The sequence below is a fragment of the Georgenia satyanarayanai genome (assembly GCF_023715365.1).
Lineage (GTDB): Bacteria > Actinomycetota > Actinomycetes > Actinomycetales > Actinomycetaceae > Oceanitalea > Oceanitalea satyanarayanai_B.
In genome coordinates this window covers 1-16,842 of the sequence record NZ_JAMBNZ010000016.1, presented here as the reverse complement: position 1 = coordinate 16,842, position 16,842 = coordinate 1, and the positions used below count along the sequence as shown (strand labels likewise).

General features: G+C 74.6%; 20 protein-coding genes. 14 read left to right on the top strand and 6 right to left on the bottom strand.

What is annotated here, in order from left to right:
* Position 1 precedes the first annotated feature (1 nt).
* On the bottom strand, positions 2-226 hold the full coding sequence (locus M3148_RS15315; RefSeq protein ID WP_251305598.1) for a putative acetyltransferase: 225 nt from the start codon (positions 224-226) through the stop codon (positions 2-4).
* A 117-nt stretch (positions 227-343) separates the two neighbouring features.
* On the opposite strand from M3148_RS15315, the gene fdxA reads away from it, so the two are divergent.
* From fdxA to M3148_RS15300, 3 genes are all read left to right on the top strand, one after another.
* A complete protein-coding gene (gene fdxA / locus M3148_RS15310; protein WP_251305597.1) occupies positions 344-661 on the top strand; it encodes a ferredoxin in 318 nt (105 codons plus the stop codon).
* A 1-nt stretch (position 662) separates the two neighbouring features.
* Positions 663-1,799: a succinyldiaminopimelate transaminase gene (dapC, locus tag M3148_RS15305; protein ID WP_251305596.1), complete on the top strand. Its 1,137-nt coding sequence runs from the start codon at positions 663-665 to the stop codon at positions 1,797-1,799.
* A gap of 197 nt (positions 1,800-1,996) precedes the next feature.
* Positions 1,997-3,289, top strand: a complete 1,293-nt coding sequence (locus M3148_RS15300; RefSeq protein ID WP_251305595.1) for a citrate synthase — start codon at positions 1,997-1,999, stop codon at positions 3,287-3,289.
* Positions 3,290-3,354: 65 nt separating this feature from the next.
* Here the strand turns inward: M3148_RS15300 and M3148_RS15295 are convergent, their stop codons facing one another.
* Positions 3,355-4,020 carry a response regulator gene (locus tag M3148_RS15295; protein ID WP_251305594.1) on the bottom strand — a complete coding sequence of 222 codons (666 nt, stop codon included), beginning with the start codon at positions 4,018-4,020 and terminating at the stop codon, positions 3,355-3,357.
* A gap of 139 nt (positions 4,021-4,159) precedes the next feature.
* Here M3148_RS15295 and M3148_RS15290 point away from each other — a divergent pair, with 139 nt between their 5' ends.
* The 10 genes from M3148_RS15290 (at position 4,160) to M3148_RS15245 (ending at position 11,364) form a co-directional block, all read left to right on the top strand.
* On the top strand, positions 4,160-4,336 hold the full coding sequence (locus tag M3148_RS15290) for a hypothetical protein (protein WP_251305593.1): 177 nt from the start codon (positions 4,160-4,162) through the stop codon (positions 4,334-4,336).
* A 39-nt stretch (positions 4,337-4,375) separates the two neighbouring features.
* On the top strand, positions 4,376-5,533 hold the full coding sequence (locus M3148_RS15285; protein WP_251305592.1) for a sensor histidine kinase: 1,158 nt from the start codon (positions 4,376-4,378) through the stop codon (positions 5,531-5,533).
* Between the two features lie 120 nt (positions 5,534-5,653).
* A complete protein-coding gene (locus tag M3148_RS15280; RefSeq protein WP_251305591.1) occupies positions 5,654-5,998 on the top strand; it encodes a hypothetical protein in 345 nt (114 codons plus the stop codon).
* A 10-nt stretch (positions 5,999-6,008) separates the two neighbouring features.
* A complete protein-coding gene (locus tag M3148_RS15275) occupies positions 6,009-7,670 on the top strand; it encodes a hypothetical protein (protein WP_251305590.1) in 1,662 nt (553 codons plus the stop codon).
* A complete protein-coding gene (locus M3148_RS15270) occupies positions 7,630-8,325 on the top strand; it encodes an ABC transporter ATP-binding protein (protein WP_251305589.1) in 696 nt (231 codons plus the stop codon). The genes M3148_RS15275 and M3148_RS15270 overlap by 41 nt, the downstream gene beginning before the upstream one ends.
* 2 nt (positions 8,326-8,327) lie before the next feature.
* A complete protein-coding gene (locus tag M3148_RS15265; RefSeq protein WP_251305588.1) occupies positions 8,328-8,870 on the top strand; it encodes a stage II sporulation protein M in 543 nt (180 codons plus the stop codon).
* 13 nt (positions 8,871-8,883) lie between these two features.
* On the top strand, positions 8,884-9,168 hold the full coding sequence (locus M3148_RS15260; RefSeq protein WP_251305587.1) for a hypothetical protein: 285 nt from the start codon (positions 8,884-8,886) through the stop codon (positions 9,166-9,168).
* On the top strand, positions 9,165-9,788 hold the full coding sequence (locus tag M3148_RS15255; protein ID WP_251305586.1) for a YIP1 family protein: 624 nt from the start codon (positions 9,165-9,167) through the stop codon (positions 9,786-9,788). The genes M3148_RS15260 and M3148_RS15255 overlap by 4 nt, the downstream gene beginning before the upstream one ends.
* The gene (locus tag M3148_RS15250; protein WP_251305585.1) at positions 9,785-10,534 is read left to right on the top strand and encodes an ABC transporter ATP-binding protein; all 750 of its coding nucleotides are present in this window, start codon (positions 9,785-9,787) and stop codon (positions 10,532-10,534) included. The genes M3148_RS15255 and M3148_RS15250 overlap by 4 nt, the downstream gene beginning before the upstream one ends.
* Positions 10,531-11,364 carry a hypothetical protein gene (locus tag M3148_RS15245; RefSeq protein WP_251305584.1) on the top strand — a complete coding sequence of 278 codons (834 nt, stop codon included), beginning with the start codon at positions 10,531-10,533 and terminating at the stop codon, positions 11,362-11,364. Before M3148_RS15250 ends, M3148_RS15245 begins: the two co-directional genes overlap by 4 nt.
* Here M3148_RS15245 and M3148_RS15240 read toward each other — a convergent pair.
* Entirely contained in the window at positions 11,361-12,212 is an 852-nt protein-coding gene (locus M3148_RS15240) for a hypothetical protein (protein ID WP_251305583.1), read from the bottom strand. The genes M3148_RS15245 and M3148_RS15240 overlap by 4 nt on opposite strands.
* The gene (gene dapD, locus M3148_RS15235; RefSeq protein ID WP_251305582.1) at positions 12,205-13,158 is read right to left on the bottom strand and encodes a 2,3,4,5-tetrahydropyridine-2,6-dicarboxylate N-succinyltransferase; all 954 of its coding nucleotides are present in this window, start codon (positions 13,156-13,158) and stop codon (positions 12,205-12,207) included. Before dapD ends, M3148_RS15240 begins: the two co-directional genes overlap by 8 nt.
* 160 nt (positions 13,159-13,318) lie before the next feature.
* On the opposite strand from dapD, the gene M3148_RS15230 reads away from it, so the two are divergent.
* Entirely contained in the window at positions 13,319-14,242 is a 924-nt protein-coding gene (locus M3148_RS15230) for an NUDIX domain-containing protein (protein WP_251305581.1), read from the top strand.
* Between the two features lie 3 nt (positions 14,243-14,245).
* Here M3148_RS15230 and M3148_RS15225 read toward each other — a convergent pair whose 3' ends face one another.
* Together M3148_RS15225 and M3148_RS15220 are read right to left on the bottom strand one after the other, a co-directional pair.
* Complete coding sequence (locus M3148_RS15225; RefSeq protein WP_251305580.1) at positions 14,246-16,057, bottom strand: acetyl/propionyl/methylcrotonyl-CoA carboxylase subunit alpha; 1,812 nt, start codon at positions 16,055-16,057, stop codon at positions 14,246-14,248.
* Positions 16,058-16,336: 279 nt separating this feature from the next.
* On the bottom strand, positions 16,337-16,708 hold the full coding sequence (locus M3148_RS15220; protein WP_251305579.1) for a hypothetical protein: 372 nt from the start codon (positions 16,706-16,708) through the stop codon (positions 16,337-16,339).
* Positions 16,709-16,842: the final 134 nt, after the last annotated feature.

The window sequence follows — 16,842 nt, the reverse complement described above, 5'->3', positions numbered from 1 at the left end:
GCTAGCCCCGCCGGGGCGCGCGCCGCGGCGGGGGTGGCGGCACCGGCTTGCCGATGACCGCGTCCGCCGCGGCCACCCGCACCGGGCCGCGCCGCGTGTGGACGACGGCGGCGTCGTCGTCCGCCTCGACGAGGTCACCGAGCGCGTCGGAGAAGCCTCCCTCGGCGCGCCGGTAGCGGATGACCACGCGCGTGCCCACCGGCCAGTCCGCCCACAGCGTTCCCATCCGGCCATTGTCACCCGCCCGTCCAGCGGGCGGGACGCGCTGCAACGCGGGGCGGATGAGGGATACTGGCAGAGCACCGACAGGCGGCGGTACCCACGCCGCAGAGGGAGGGAACCCGTGACCTACGTCATCGCGCAGCCCTGCGTGGACGTCAAGGACCTGGCTTGTGTCGACGAGTGCCCCGTGGACTGCATCTACGAGGGCAAGCGCATGCTCTACATCCACCCCGACGAGTGCGTCGACTGCGGCGCCTGCGAACCCGTGTGCCCCGTCGAGGCGATCTACTACGAGGACGACACCCCGGAGCAGTGGTCGGCCTTCTACGGCGCCAACGTCAACTTCTTCGACGACATCGGCTCCCCCGGTGGAGCGGCCAAGATGGGCCTCATCGACAAGGACCACCCGCTGGTGGCCGCCCTCCCGCCGCAGGCCTGAGGTGGCGCTGTTCGGCGACGCGCTGCCGAGCTTCCCCTGGGACAGCCTCGCCGGCGCCCGGGACCGGGCGCGGGCGTACCCCGGCGGGATCGTCGACCTCTCGGTCGGCACACCCGTGGACCCCACCCCCCAGGTGGTGCGGGACGCGCTCGTCGCCGCGGCCGACTCACCCGGCTACCCGACGACGCAGGGCACCGACCGCCTGCGTGAGTCGGTGGTCGGCTGGTTCGCCCGCCGCCGCGGCGTGCCCGGGCTCAGCCCCGAGCAGGTGCTGCCGACCATCGGCTCCAAGGAGCTCGTGGCGCTGCTGCCCGCCATGCTCGGGCTGGGGGCCGGGGACGTCGTCGTCCACCCGCAGATCGCCTACCCCACCTACGACGTCGGGGCGCGCCTGGCCGGTGCGGAGCCGTTCCCGGCGGACGCGACCACCGCCGTCGGGCCCGGTCCGGTGCGGCTCGTGTGGCTCAACTCCCCGTCCAACCCGACCGGCCGGGTGCTCGGCGTCGAGCACCTGCGCAAGGTGGTCGAGTGGGCGCGGGCGCGCGGCGCCGTCGTCGCGAGCGACGAGTGCTACGCAGAGCTCGGCTGGGCCGAGCCGTGGGCGTCGCAGGGCGTGCCGAGCCTCCTCGACCCGCGCGTGTGCGGGGACAGCCACGACGGCCTGCTCGTCCTGTACTCGGCGAGCAAGCAGTCCAACCTCGCCGGTTACCGCGCGGCCTTCGCGGCCGGCGACCCCACGCTCGTGGGCCGTCTCCTCGAGCTGCGCAAGCACGCCGGCATGATCATGCCCGGCCCTGTCCAGGCCGCCCTCGCCGCCGCGCTGGACGACGACGAGCACGTGGCCGTGCAGCGCGAGCGTTACCGCGCCCGGCGCGAGGTCCTCCTCGCCGCGTGCTCGGCCGCGGGGCTGGTCGTCGCCCCCGAGAGCGAGGCGGGCCTCTACCTGTGGGCCACCACCGCGGGGGAGGCCGGCTGCCGCGCGATCGTCGCCGCGCTGGCCGAGCGTGGCATCCTCGCGGCGCCCGGGGAGTTCTACGGCCCCGCGGGTGCCCGGCACGTGCGCATCGCGCTCACCGCGAGCGACGAGCGGGTCGCCGCGGCGGCCGAGCGGCTCTCGACGGGGCCGTTGCTGCCCTGAGGCGGGGTGTCGTGCGTCACGTCGTGACGGACAAGTCCGGCGGCTCCCCGGTTCCGGTCCAGCCGGTGGTATGGCTTACCCTTCATGGAGGAACCACCCCACACGACCGTGCGGACCGATGAGGCCTCCGCCTCCGACGGTGCGGACGGTGCCGGGGCCACGAGCACCCGGCGTACCGATCCTTGAGGAGGCAGTACATGTCCGAGGCCACCCCCACCCCGGCAACGTTCGAGGTCGACGGAACGCGACTGGAGTTCGACCGGGTGCCGGCGGCCGAGGGCAACGACGGGGTGAAGATCTCCTCGCTGCTCAAGGAGACCGGCCTCGTCACGCTCGACCCCGGCTTCATGAACACCGCGTCCACGACGTCGGCGATCACCTACATCGACGGCGACGCCGGCATCCTGCGCTACCGCGGCTACCCGATCGACCAGCTCGCCAAGGGTTCCTCCTTCCTCGAGGTGGCCTACCTCCTCATCAAGGGCGCGCTGCCGACGGCGGACGAGCTCGAGGCGTTCACCGAGCGCATCCACAAGCACCGTCTCCTCCACGAGGACTTCAAGGCCTTCTTCACCGCTTTCCCGGCCAACGGGCACCCCATGGCGATCCTCCAGTCCGGCGTCTCCGCGCTGGCCACCTACTACCAGCACACCCTCGACCCCCGGGACGAGGAGCAGGTCGAGCTCGCCACCGTGCTGCTCATGGCCAAGGTGCCGACGATGATCGCCTACATCGCCAAGCGCGCCCTGGGCCTGCCGCTGCTCTACCCGGACTCCTCCAAGTCCTACGTCGAGGACTTCTACCGGCTCACCTTCCACCTGCCCTACCAGGACCACGACGTCGACCCGGCGCTCACCAAGGCGCTGGACATGCTCCTCATCCTCCACGCCGACCACGAGCAGAACTGCTCGACGTCGACCGTACGCATGGTGGGTTCCTCGAACGCCAACATCTACTCGGCGGTCTCGGCCGGTGTCGGCGCCCTGTCCGGCCCGCTTCACGGGGGCGCGAACGAGTCCGTCCTCGAGATGCTTACCACCATCCAGGCCTCCGGCGGCGACGCCTCGGAGTTCATGCGCAAGGTGAAGAACAAGGAGGACGGCGTCCGCCTCATGGGCTTCGGCCACCGGGTCTACAAGAACTACGACCCGCGCGCGGCCATCGTCAAGGACGCCGCCGACGAGGTGCTCGGCAAGCTCGGCAAGTCCGACGAGCTGCTCGACATCGCCATGGGCCTGGAGGAGATCGCCCTCAACGACGACTACTTCATCGAGCGCAAGCTCTACCCGAACGTCGACTTCTACACCGGCCTCATCTACAAGGCCATGGGCTTCCCGACCCAGATGTTCACCCCGCTCTTCGCCATGGGTCGCATGCCCGGGTGGATCGCCCAGTACCGCGAGATGATCGCCGACCCGACGACGAAGATCGGGCGCCCGCGCCAGGTCTACACCGGTGAGACCGAGCGGGAGTACCCCGCCGGCCGCTGACGCCACCCGACGCCACCGCCCCGGCGGCCCGGTCCCCTCGCGGACGGGCCGCCGGGGCGCTGTCGTCAGGACTCGAGGGACAGGTCGACCAGCCCGAGCTGGGAGGCCCGGATGAGGGTCTGCACCCGGTCACGCACCCCGAGCTTGCTCATGATCTGGGTCATGTGCGCCTTGACCGAGGCCTCGGAGAAGTGGATGCGCTCGGCGATCTCCGCGTTGTTGAGGCCGCGGGCGAGGAGCTGGAGCACCTCGCGCTCCCGCACGGTGAGGCTCCCGAGCACCGACTCGTCGACGTGGGCGGACGTGCTCTCCCGGACGCTGCGGACGAGCGCCAGCGCGATCGACGGCGCGAGCACCGCCTCCCCGGCGTGGACCTTGCGGATCGCGGCGGTGATGTCCGCCGGGCCCATGTCCTTGACGAGGTAGCCCGCCGCCCCCGCCTTGAGCGCCGCGACGACGTGCTCCTGGCCGCTGAAGGTGGTCATCGCGATGACAGGAACCTCCGGGTGCTCCCGGCTGAGCACCTCCATCGCCGCGACACCGTCGACGACCGGCATCTCCAGGTCCATGAGGACGACGTCGGGGTGGTGCGACTCGACCATGGCGATGCCGACCTTGCCGTTGGGGGCGACCCCCGCGCACACCATGCCCTCGGCGCTGTTGACGAAGACGGCCAACGCCTCGGACATGAGCGGCTGGTCGTCGACGATCAGCACCCGGATGTGCTCCATGTCGGGCAGTCTAGGGCGAGCCGTGAGGCTGCCCTGCTAGACGAAGGTCAAGGCGGGCGTAGCGGACCGTCGAGGGCTCTGGGCAGCACCCCGCTGAGACAGTTGCCGCGACCAACGTCGGTCCACCGAAGGAGCTCTCATGAAGACTGCAGTCTCCGCCCTCGTCGCCGTCCTCCTCGTCGCAGGCCCGTCGGCCGCTGCGGTGAACGCCCCGGCCGACCCCACCGGCAGCTCGATCGCTGTGGCCGGGGAGAGCCGGGGCACCACCGGGTTCTTCCACGACCTCATGTGCGTGGTCCTCAAGAAGCGCTGCTGAGTCGCCCCGTCCCGGCCCGCCGGCCGGTAGCCTCGGGCTGTGGACCGGGGGTACCGGCCGCCGCCGGCCGGCAGCCGGCGCGCGGGCCTGTGGACGAGTGCGCCGCTCGCCTCCTGGGCGCGCGTCCTCGTCGTCGTCGCTGCTGCGATCGTCGGCACCCTCGACCTCGCCGACGTCCTCGCCGACGGCGAGGGCCCGCTCGACGCGGTCGTCGTCGTCGCCGTCTACCTCGCGCTGGCACTCGTCGCCTACCGCGTCACCGTCGGTGCGGCCGCGGTCATGGTCGTCATGCTCGTCAGCGCCACCACCGAGCTGTGGCTCCCGACCGGCATCATCGGTCTCGCGCTCAGCGGGGTGGTCGTGGGCAAGGCGACGCCCCGCTTCGCCGCCGGCTACGTCACCGCCTCGCTCCTGTGGCTCGTCCTCGTCCTCCTCGCCCACGAGAACTCCCGGGCCGTCGCCTTCGTCCCGGTGGCCGTCCTCGTCGCCTCGGTGAGCGTCGGGGCGGCGTACGCCGCGCTCTCCCAGCGCAGCGCCGCCGCCGCGGACCGGATCTCGGGCTTCGAGGAGGAGCGCGCCCGCTCGCTGGCGGAGGAGCGGGACCGGATCGCCCGGGAGCTGCACGACATCGTCGCGCACCACGTGACGATGGCGTCGATGCACGCGGACGTCGTGTCGATGTCAAAGGACGCGCAGCAGCGGGACAGGTCCCTGCGCGTCATCGCCGAGTCCACCCGCCAGGCGCTCACCGAGCTGCGCTGGATGCTGCGCGTGCTGCAGACACCGGAGGAGCTCGCCGGGCCGGGGGAGAAGTCGTTGCGCCTGGAGGCGACCATGGCGGCGGTGCGCGAGCACCTCCACGCCCTCGGGCTGCGCACGGAGGTCGACTACGACCCCGCCGTCCTCGCGGGCCTGCCCCTGGAGCTCGACGTCGCCCTGGGACGGATCCTCCAGGAGGCGGCGACCAACGTCGTCAAGCACGCCGACCCCCGTCAGCCGGTCGCGCTGCGCGCGACCCGGGAGGCCGGCCGGCTGTGCCTGGAGCTGCGCAACGCGGTCGGTGAGGCGTCGGACCTGCCCTCCTCGGGCCTCGGGCTGGGCAACATGAGCGCGCGCGCACGGGAGCACGGCGGGACGGTGACCGGGTCCCGCGAGGGCGACACGTGGGTGCTGCGCTGCGTCGTCCCCGTCGCCTGACTCTCTCGACGAAGGTCGGGGGTCGGAGTCGCGGATCGGGTATCGCGCCGGGTACGGCGCCCTCCCTAGCGTCGGTTCCCACGGACAACACCGTCCGGAACCACACGAAGGAGTGCGCACATGAAGACTTCAGCGATCGGCACGGACGCCGTCCGTGCCGCCGGCGTCGCGGGGGCGGTCACGCTGCTCGCCGTCGCGATCCTGCTGCTGACCCCGGCCCTGGGCACCAGCAGCCTCCTCGGGGCGGCGGAGCTCGCCCCGGACCTCAAGGTCCACCTCGGCATCAGCGGGGCCGCCGCCGTCGGCATCTGGAACGCCTTCAACAGCCCGTGGGCCATGGCGCTGTCGCTGGCGCTGGTCCCGCTCGGCTTCGGGGCGTGGGCCGTGACCATCCGTCTCACCTTCGCCGCGCTCGTCCGGCAGCTCGGCAAGCAGGCGGCCCGCAAGGCCGCCCTGACCTTCTGAGGCGGCTGACATGAGGAACGCGTGGGTGCTGTGGCGGATGGACGTGCTCCGTCGTCAGCGTGCCTGGACCGTCCGGGTTCCCGGGCTGCTGCCCACGCGCAGGCACGTCGTCGCGCTGGTGGTCACGCTCGCCGTGGCCGTCACCGTGGCGACGTGCCTCGTCCTCGTGGGCGTCCTGCCCGCAGCGGGGGAGGGCCGGGACCGGCTGCTCGAGGGCGGCGCCGCTCTCCTCCTCGTCCTTGCGCTGCTCCGGGTACTCACCGGGCTGAGCCCGGCCGGCGCCGTCACCGCCTACGAGCAGGCCGACCTCCGGCTGGTCTCCCGCACCCCGCTGCGCGGCGCCGACCTCTACCTCGGGCGGGTCTGGCTCACCCAGCTCGTCCCGCAGGCCGCCGGTCTCCTCCTCCTCGGGCTCGCCGTCGCCGTCGCCGCCCTCGTCACCGGCACGCCGGCACGAGCGCTCGTGCCGCTCGCGGGTGCCGGGCTGCTGTACGTCGCCGCGTCCGGCCTCGCCATGACGCTGTCCTGCCTCCTGTTCACCCTCGTCCTGCGGCTTCCGCCCGTCCTTGTCGGGCCGGGACTCTTCGGGCTGGGGCTGCTGGTGCCCGTGGCGCTCACCACGCTCGCCGTCTCCGTCTCCCCGGTGCTCCTCGCGGCGGGTCGTGAGGGCGGGGATCTCACGTCCTGGCCCGGTGCCCTCCTCTCCGACCCGCGCGTCGAGTCGGTCCTGGCCGTGGTCCGCACCCCCGAGGGGCTGGCGCTGTGCGGTGCCGCGACCGCGCTGGCGCTCGCCGCGGGCCTCGCCGTCGCCCATCTCGCGCTGCCCACGAACCTCCACCGCGTGCGCAGCCGGCTGTCCGGCGGGCACCGGTGGCGCACCACCCGGCCCTTCCCGCTCACGCCGGCCCGGGCGACGGCGGACAAGGACCTGCGTCTCCTGCTGCGCCGTGGGCTGCCCGCCTGGCAGCTCCTCGACGACGTCCTCACCCTCCTGCCCGTGCTCGTCGGGGTCGGCCTCGCCGGGCAGGTGGTGGCCGCCACCTCCGCGGACCCCTTCCTCGGTCATCTCGCCACCCTCGCCAACGCCGGGCTCGTCGTCGTCATCCTCGGCATGGCCTCCGAGGCGCTGACCCCGCTCCTCACCTCCGACGCCGACGGCCCCACCTTGCGCCTGCTGCGCTGGCACCCGGCCGCCTACCGCGGCTACCTCGCCGCGAAGTCCGCCGTCGCCGCCACCATCCTCGCCGTCGTCGGCATCGCCTGCGCCGGGCTCGTCCACACCGTGGCGCCGTGGCCAGGGGCGGCGCTCGGTGCGATGGCCGTGGTCGCCGTCGTCGCGGCCGTGGGGGAGGCCGTCTGCGTCGTCGTCGGCTCCGCGCACCGTCCCGCGCTCTTCCGCAAGGACCTGGGCATCGCGGACCTGGAGCCCTCCGTGCGGCTGGCGAGCGGGGTCGTCACCGCGGTCGTCGTCACCACCACCACCCCGCTCGTCGTGCTCGCCTCGGTGTGGACCGGGGCCGTGCCCGTCGCCGTCACGGTGCTCGCGGTGCTCGCCGCGGTCCCCGTCGCCCACGCCACCGCCGGCCGACTGGCCCCGGCGGTCCACCGCAACCTCGTGAAGGGAGACACCCGTGCGACTGCAGCACGCCGACGCGCCGCCACCGGGGTCTGACCCGGTGCTCGCCCACCTCGCCGGAGCGGGGGTCGAGATCGGTGACTCCCGCATCCTCCAGGACGTCGACCTCACCCTCGCGGCCGGGGACGTCGTCCTCGTCAGCGGCCCCAACGGTGCCGGGAAGTCCACCCTGCTCCGGCTCCTCGCCGGTGAGGTGACGGCGTCGCACGGCACCGTCACCACGCGCGCGGGGCTGCGCGTCGCGCTGCTCGGTGACGCGCCGGTGCTCTACGACGTCCTCACCGTCACCGAGCACATCGAGTTCTTCGCCCGCTTCTGGCAGCGCCGCGTCGATACCGCCGCCCTGCTCGCGCAGCTGCGGCTGGACCACGTGGCCCGCTCCTTCGGTCGTGACCTCTCCCTCGGGGAGCGTCAGCGGCTCTCCCTCGCCCTGCTCACCGTCGGTGAGCCCGAACTCGTCCTCATGGACGAGCCGTTCAACGGGCTCGACGGGGACACCGCCGAGCTGCTGCGCGGGCTCATCACCACCTGGGCCGAGCGCGGCGGGGCCGTCGTCGTCGTCGCGCACACGGTGGGGGACATGCGCGGGGTGGCGCGCCGCCGCGTCGTCGTCGAGCGGGGCACCGTCACCGCCGACGGGCCTGCTGAGCTGCCCGACGCCGTCGGGCCGGCCGGGCGGGTGAGGTGGTGAGCGTGCTCGCGCCGACGCGAGCCGCCCCCGGGCGGCGCGAGACGGCTCCCCGCCGGCGCGAGACGGCGCTGGGCGTGACGGCCGCCGTCGTCGTCCTCCTCCCGCTCCTCGTCGCCGGGGCGGTCGGGCACCAGGTCGAGCAGGTCGCCCCCGGCGGGACCGACCTCGGCGGGCTCGACGTCCTGCGCCACAACCTGCGCCTCGGGCTGGCGATCAGTGTCCTCGGCTGGCTCACCCTCGGGGTCGGCGCCGCCGGTGTCGCGGCCGTCGGCTCGGTGGCCTCCGGCTACGTCCTCGGCGCCCACGTCGCCGACCTCGGGTGGGGCGCCACCCTCGCCCTCGTCCCCCACCTCGTGCCCGAGCTGCTCGCCTTCGTCGCCTTCACCGGCGCCGGGCTCCACGGCGCGGTGTGGGTGTGGTCCTACGTCCGCGGGGCCGCCCCTGCGCGCGCCCTCACCCGCGCCGTCCTCGCCGCCACGGGCTGGACCGCTGCCGGCACCATCCTGCTCGTCGCCGCCGCGGCGCTCGAGTCGACCGTCATCTGACCAAGGAGACCCCATGGACACGCTCTTCGACCGGTCCGCCAGCACGGGAGCACAGCCGCCGGGCAACGTGCTCCTGCGACTCCTGCCGGTGGGCGCCGCACCGTTCCTCGCCCTCGTCGCGATCCTCGTCCTCCCCGGCGTCCTCGGGATCACGGTCGGCCTCGGCATCCTCGCCGTGAGCCTGCTGTTCCTCCTGCCCTTCGTGCGCTCGACGGCCATGCGGGTGGCGCTGTCCGCCGTCGTCGTCGGCTACCTCGCGGTCGCCACGGGGGTCATGGTGCTGGAGCACACGTCATGACCGCCGCGCCCGCGCCCACCGCGGTCCGGGCACCGCTGCTCGTGGTGCTCGGCTCCCCGTCCCGGCTCTTCGCGTCCCTCGACCGGGACGGCGCCGCCCGCCCGGTCGTGCTGCTCCTCCTCGCCGTGCTGCCGCTCGCCCCGCTCCTCACCGGCGTCGTCGCCAGTGACGCGCTCGCGCGGGAGTTCGGGGGCAACCCGGAGACGGTCGACCTCGTCCCCAACGCCCCCTTCATCGCCGTGGCCCTCGGGGTCGCCGCGCTCGTGCTGCAGCTGGTGCTCCTCCTCATGCACCTGCTCGTCTTCAGCCTCTCCGTGCGCGTCGCCGGCACCGACGCGACCGTACGCCGCATCACCACGGCCTGGCTCTTCGCGATCCTGCCCCTCGTGCTGCGGCAGGTCGTCATCTCCGGTGTCACCCTCGTGGCCGGTGCCGAGTGGTACGCCGAGCGGTCCTGGCTCGTCCAGATGGCCGACCCCTTCCTCGTGTGGACGGCCGTCCTCCTGTTCCTCGCCTGCCGTCGGGCCCTGGGCCTGGGCCGCACCGCGAGCGTCGTCGTCACCTTCCTCTCGAGCTTCGTCGGGCTGCTCAGCCCGCTCGCCGAGGCGGTGCTGGGATGAGCGGCGTCGTTCTCGACGGCCTCGTCGCGGCGCGCGGCACGCGGAGGGTGCTCGACGGCGTCAGCGCCACCTTCCCGCAGGGGCGTGTCACCGGCCTGGTCGGGACCAACGGGGAGGGCAAGTCGACCCTCCTTCGCGTGCTGTGCGGTCTCCTGCGCCCGACGGCGGGAGGCGGGACCGTCCTCGGCCACCCGCTGGACGCGCCGCACCGCTACGTCCACCGGGTCGGCGCCGTCATCGACGGGCCCGCCCTGCTCGACGGGCACAGCGTCCGGCGCAACGCCGAGGTCGTTGCCGCCTCGGCCGGGGTGCCGGCCCGGCGGGCCGGCGAGGCCCTGGAACAGGTGGGCCTCGGCGGGGCGTCGGCCGTGCGCGCAGGCCAGCTGTCGATGGGCATGCGCCAGCGACTGTCCCTCGCCACCGTGCTCCTGCGCGACCCCGACGTCGTCCTCCTCGACGAGCCCACCAACGGCCTGGACCCCGTCGCCGTGCTCGGCCTCGCCACGATCATCCGCACCGCGGCGGCGGAGGGGCGCTGCGTGGTCGTCACCAGCCACGACGTCCACCTGCTCGAGCGGGTGTGCGACCGGGTGGTCGTGCTCCGGGGGGGCCGCGCCGTCCACGAGGGCGAGCTGGCCGAGCTGCTCGGCGCGCCGCCCGCACCCCCGGCGGTGCCCGGCCTGGCGGACCGCCTCGGCGCGCTCATGGCGCCGGCGGGCGCGTCCGGCATGGGGGTCGTCGCATGAGCGCCGTCGCTGCCGCCACCGCGCCTGCCGGTGGGTTGCGCCGGGCGTGGGCGGCCGAGTCGCTCAAGCGGGAGGCGCGGGGCGTGCGCCCGGCGGTGGCGGGGGCCTTCGTGCTCGGGCTCCTCGTGGCCGTCCTCGTCACCGGGCTGGCCGCCGTCACGGGCGGTACCGTGCCCTCGGAGGGCGCGGGCCTGCCCTACACGGTGGGCGGCTTCGGTGAACCCGCCGGGGCGAGCGCCGTCGCCCGCTTCCTCGCACCCCAGGTCGCGGTGCTGGCGGTCTTCCTCATCGCCCCGTCGGTCGGCCGCGACCTGCGCAGCCGGCTCGCCCAGGTGCAGCTGTCCACCGGCCTCGCCCCGCGCCAGCTCGTGCTCGCCGCGTGGCTGCACGCCACCCGCCGCTGGACGGCGCTGGCCGGGGCGGCCACCGCGGGGACGGTTGCCGGCACCGGAGTGATCCTCGTCGCGCGGGGCCGCGGGCTCGGTGGCTGGCTGCACGGGGAGACGGTCCTGCTCGTCGCCTCCGTGCTCGCCGGGACGGTCGTGCTCGGGGCGCTCGTCCTCGCCGTCTCCCTCGTCCTCGTCTTGGCGACGGGCTCACCCCTGGCGGCAGCAGCGCTGGTGCTCGGGTGGTCCGCACTCGTCGAACCGGTCCTGCTCGTCGTCGCGACCGAGCCCCGGCTGCTGCTGGGGACGCACCTCAAGGCGCTCGCGTGGGGCTCCCAGCACGTCGACGCCGGGTGGGTGCTCACCGTGCTCGGGGCGCTCGGCGTCACCGCGGCTGCCCTGGCGCTCGCGCCGGCGACCCTGCGCGCCCGGGTGTGCCGCTAGGAGATCCGGACACCGTCGCCCGGGCCGCCGCCGTCGGCCGGCTCCCAACCTGTCTCGTTGCCGCCCGAGCGCTGCCACACCTGGCCGGCGACCTCGACCGTCGTCGCGCCCGTCTCGACCGCGGTCGCCACCGCCCAGTGAGCCACGGCCCACGCCATCCGCTGCGGGTCCTCCCCGGGCAGTGCGGCGGACCCGACGACGACGGCGCCGTCGGCCGCCGTCGCCGTGATCCCGAAGTCCTGCTCCAGCCGCGCGCTGACCGCCGCGGCCGGGGACGCGGCGGCGTCGGGCTCGGGCAGGTGGCAGGTGAGGGAGGCCGGAGAGTGGCCGGTGAGGGCGGACGCGAAGGCGCGACCCTCCGGCTCGTGGTCGGCGTAGGCCTCGGGGTAGCCCGAGCGCTGGACGGTCTGCGCGGCCTCGGTGACCGGCAGCTCGGTGTAACCGGGCACCTGCACGAGGCCGTCGAGGAAGGCGTTGGTCGCGTACACCGGGTCGGTCACCTGCTCCGGCGTGCCCCAGCCCTGGGAGGGGCGCTGCTGGAAGAGCCCGAGGGAGTCACGGTCGCCGTAGTCGATGTTCCGCAGCTTCGACTCCTGGACCGCCGTCGCGAGCGCGATGGTCGCGGCGCGGGCGGGCAGCCCCCGGCGGACGGTGACCGCGGTGATGAGGGCGGCGTTGTCCGCCTGGTCCGCGTCCAGGACGTGGCGGGTGCCGTCGTCGAGCACGACGGCGCAGGTCTCGCTCACGCGGTCCGGCACCAGCCGCGTGAGGAGGAGGGCGACCCCGCCGACGGCGAGCACGACGAGCGCGAGCACCCCGACGGTGCCACGCAGCAGCCTGCTACGCATGGAGGGCGTCGTTGAGCGTGATGCCCGTCCCCGTCCGGGTGAGTGCCTCGACGGCGCCGGTCACGGAGTGGCGCCGCAGGAGCAGGTTCGGCAGGCCCGACAGCTCGCGGGCGGCGACGACCGTGGGTGAGGCGGCGGAGTCCCCGGGGGCCGTCAGGACGGTCACCTTCGTGCCGGCGGTGACGTACAGACCGGCCTCGACGACGCAGTCGTCACCGAGGGAGATCCCGGTCCCGCTGTTGGCGCCGATCAGGCAGCGCCGGCCGATGGTGATGCGCTCCTCGCCGCCGCCGGAGAGCGTGCCCATGATCGAGGCGCCGCCACCGACGTCCGTGCCGTCACCGACGACGACGCCCTGGGAGATGCGGCCCTCGACCATCGAGCGGCCCAGCGTCCCGGCGTTGAAGTTGACGAAGCCCTCGTGCATGACGGTGGTGCCCGGCGCGAGGTGGGCCCCCAGGCGCACCCGGGAGGAGTCGGCGACGCGCACGCCGCTGGGGACGACGTAGTCGGTCATCCGCGGGAACTTGTCGACGCCGTGGACGGTGAGGTGGCCGTCGCGCGCGCGCAGCCGCACCCGGGTCTGGTCGAAGCCCTCGACGGCGCAGGGGCCGGCCGAGGTCCACACGACGTTGGGCAGCACCTCGAAGATCCCGTCGAGGTTGAGGGAGTTCGGCGCCGCGACGCGGTGGGACAGCAGGTGCAGGCGCAGGTAGGCGTCCACGGTGCTCGTGGGAGGGGCGTCGAGGTCGATCTCCGCCGTGACGACCCGGCTGTGGACGCCGCGGGCCTCGTCGCGGCGCTCGGCGACCGGCAGGGCGGTGGCGGCCGTGGATCCGGCCCCCTCCGCGCCGTCGACCGTGGGGTCGGGGTACCAGACGTCGAGGACCGTGCCCCCCTCCGTGACCGTGGCCAGGCCGGTTGCGCGTGCGAGACGTGCCGTCATGGGGGACAGCCTACGAGGGCCCGGGGACGCTCCCGGACGCCGTCCGTGTGCCCCGCCTCACGGAGTCCTCCCGGGAGGTCGCCGCTGGTGGAGCGGCCGCCGGGCCGGCGCAGGAAGCCACCGATTGCGGAGGGCGGGGGTGGCGGGACAGGGTGGTGCGGTGGCCGACTCGCTGACCCCGCCGGACCCGCGCTCGCCGCACCGGCCCGGTGACGGCTGGGTCGAGTGCCGCTGCGGGCACCGGCACTGGGGGCGCCACGGCGCCGCGGGCCTGGTGCTGTGGCGGCCGCTGCACCACCCGGCCACCGGCCCGCACGACTACGCCGTCGTCCTGCAGCACCGCGCGCTGTGGAGCCACCACGGCGGCACCTGGGGCCTGCCCGGCGGTGCGGTCGACCCCGGTGAGACGGACGTCGAGGGGGCGCTGCGCGAGGCGCAGGAGGAGGCCGCCCTCCCGCCGGCGGGTATGGCGGTGCGGGCGAGCCACCGCCTCCAGCACCCGGACTGGTCCTACACGACCGTCGTCGCCGAGGCGGTGGAGGACGTCGAGCCGCGGGTCAGCGACCCGGAGAGCCTCGGAGTGGCCTGGGTCGAGGGCGCCGCCGTGCGTGACCGCCCGCTGCTCCCGGCCTTCGCGGACGCGCTGCCTGCGCTGCGCGCGCTGCTCGGGCGCCGGCTCGTGCTCGTCGTCGACGGCGCCAACACGATGGGCTCGCGGCCCGACGGCTGGTGGCGTGACCGCGCCGCCGCGACGACCCGGCTGCGCGACGAGCTGGTCACCCTCGCCACGACCGGCCTGCCCGCCGAGCGCGTCGGCCTGCCCGGGCACACCTGGTACCCGCACGTCGTCCTCGTGGCCGAGGGACGTGGGAGGGGAGCGGCCGGGATCCCGGCCGCCGACGGCGTGGGCCGGGTCGACGTCGTCGACGCGCCGGGGGAGGGCGACGACGAGATCGCGGCCCAGGCCGAGCGGCATGTGCGGGAGGGGGCCGACGTCGTCGTCGTCACCGCCGACCGTGAGCTGCGCGGACGCGTCGAGGCGAGCGGCGCCCGGGCCGCGGGACCGTCCCTCGTACTGGGGTAGCCGCTACTCGTCGATGTCGCAGATGACGGTGCCGGCCGAGACGTTCTGGCCGACGGCGGCCTGCAGCCCGCGCACCTTCCCGGAGCGGTGGGCGACGAGCGGCTGCTCCATCTTCATCGCCTCGAGGACGACGACGAGCTCGCCGGCCGCGACCGTCGCGCCGTCCTCGACGGCGACCTTGACGATCGTGCCCTGCATGGGGGAGGTGAGGGAGCCGTTGCTCGAGGCGGCGGCTCGGGCGCCGCTGCGGCGGGCGGGACGGCGGACCGCACCGCGGCCCCCGCGGCCGGCGCCGATGCCCAGGCCGGCGGGCAGCACGACCTCCAGCCGCTTGCCCCCGACCTCGACGACGACCCGCTCGGTCGCGTCGTCGGGGGTGTCGGGCGTGACGGCGGTGGGGGCGACCGGCGCCCCGAGCTGGGAGAGGCGCTCGGCGAAGTCGGTCTCGATCCACGTCGTGTGGACGGTGAAGGAGGAGGGATCCGCGGCGGCGAACTCCGGCGCGTCCAGCACGGCGCGCGCGAAGGGCAGGACCGTGGGGATGCCGGTGACCTCCAGCTCGCGCAGCGCCCGGCGGGCGCGCTGCAGCGCCTGCTGCCGGTCGGCGCCGGTGACGATGAGCTTGGCGAGCATGGAGTCGAAGGCCCCGGAGACGGTGTCACCGGCGCAGACGCCGGTGTCGACGCGCACGCCCGGGCCACCGGGCCAGGTGAGGGAGGAGATGGTGCCGGGCGCGGGCAGGAAGCCGGCGGCCGGGTTCTCCCCGTTGATGCGGAACTCGATGCTGTGGCCGCGGGTGGGCACCGCGGTGTAGCCGAGCGGCTCACCGGCCGCGACACGCAGCTGCTCGCGGACGAGGTCGATGCCGGTGACCTCCTCGGTCACCGGGTGCTCGACCTGCAGGCGGGTGTTGACCTCGAGGAAGGAGACGGTGCCGTCGGCGCCGATGAGGAACTCGCAGGTGCCGGCCCCGACGTAGCCCGCCTCGCGCATGATGGCGGTCGACGCCTCGCGGAGCAGGGCGTCCTGCTCGGGGGTGAGGAAGGGCGCGGGCGCCTCCTCGACGAGCTTCTGGTGACGGCGCTGGAGGGAGCAGTCGCGGGTGGAGACGACGACGACCGTGCCGTGCTCGTCGGCCAGGCACTGGGTCTCGACGTGGCGGGGACGGTCGAGGAAGCGCTCGACGAAGCACTCGCCGCGGCCGAAGGCGGCCTTGGCCTCGCGCACCGCGGAGTCGAGGAGCTCGGGGATCTCCTCGCGGGTGCGGGCGACCTTGAGGCCGCGCCCCCCACCACCGTGGGCGGCCTTGATGGCGACCGGCAGGCCGTGCTCGTCGGCGAAGGCGAGGACCTCGTCCGCGGACTCGACGGGGTCCGGCGTGCCCGCGACGAGGGGCGCACCGGCGGCGCTGGCGATGTGGCGGGCACTCACCTTGTCGCCCAGGGCGCGGATGGCCGCGGGCGGCGGGCCGATCCACACGAGGCCGGCGTCGATGACCTGCTGGGCGAACTCGGCGTTCTCGGAGAGAAAGCCGTAGCCGGGGTGGACGGCATCCGCGCCGCTGCGGCGGGCGACGTCGAGGAGCTTGCCGGCGTCGAGGTAGGTCTCCGCCGCGCGGGAGCCGCCGAGACCGAAGGCCTCGTCGCTCAGCCGCACGTGGAGGGCGTCACGGTCGGAGTCGGCGTAGACGGCCACGGAGGCGATCCCGGCGTCCGTGCAGGCGCGCGCGACCCGCACCGCGATCTCGCCGCGGTTGGCGATGAGCACCTTCGTCAGTGGGCGCCGGGTGGACGACGCTCCAGAGGTGCTCGTCATGAGTGCTCCGATCTGTTCGCGCTGGCCCCGGGGCCAGCGCCCGGACCGACCCACGGTAGCCGCCCCGCGGCGACACTCCTATCCAGGTACCGTCGCGTCGGGCAAGTCTGTCGGCAGGCGCAGGTCCCTCGCGGGTGAGTTGTGCCGACCCTACAAGGGCGGCGGGGCAGGGGTGCGGCGCGGGCGCGCCCGCTTGTCGCGCCCGCACAGCCCACGCCCGCTCCGCCGCTCAGCCCTCCCACCGCGACCGACCTAGCCCCGACAGTCGCCTTCCTGAGCTCACCTGGCGCCCGCAGCCCAGGGTTCCCAGCGATGGCCGTCCCCGTCGATCTCGACGACGACGGCGCCGCGTCCGCCAGGGAGCACGAGGCGGACCAGAGCGGCGAGCGCTGCGGGCGTGACGGCGACGGCCACGCACTCCCCGCGGTACTCGTCGGCGAGGTCGTCGAGGGCGCGGACGAGAGCCTCGGGCGAGGTGGTGTCCTCCGGCAGGTCCCGGCGGGCGACCTCGAGCAGCTGGGCGAGGTCGGCGGCGGTGTCGAGTGCGCCGGGCGTCGAGACGACGGCTGCCGCACGCCGGGCGCGCAGTGCCTCGCCGCCTGCGGCCGTGTCCACGACGACGAGCGTCGCCGCGCACTGCAGGTCGCTCACAGCATCACCCCGTCCCTCGTCCTCCCACCGACGGTACAAGTCCCCGTCCCCGGGGAGGAGGTTGTGGCGCCTCCCGCGCACCGGGCGGTCGGCGGAATCCAGCTGTCGGCGGGGGAGGGGGGATGGGGGAGGGG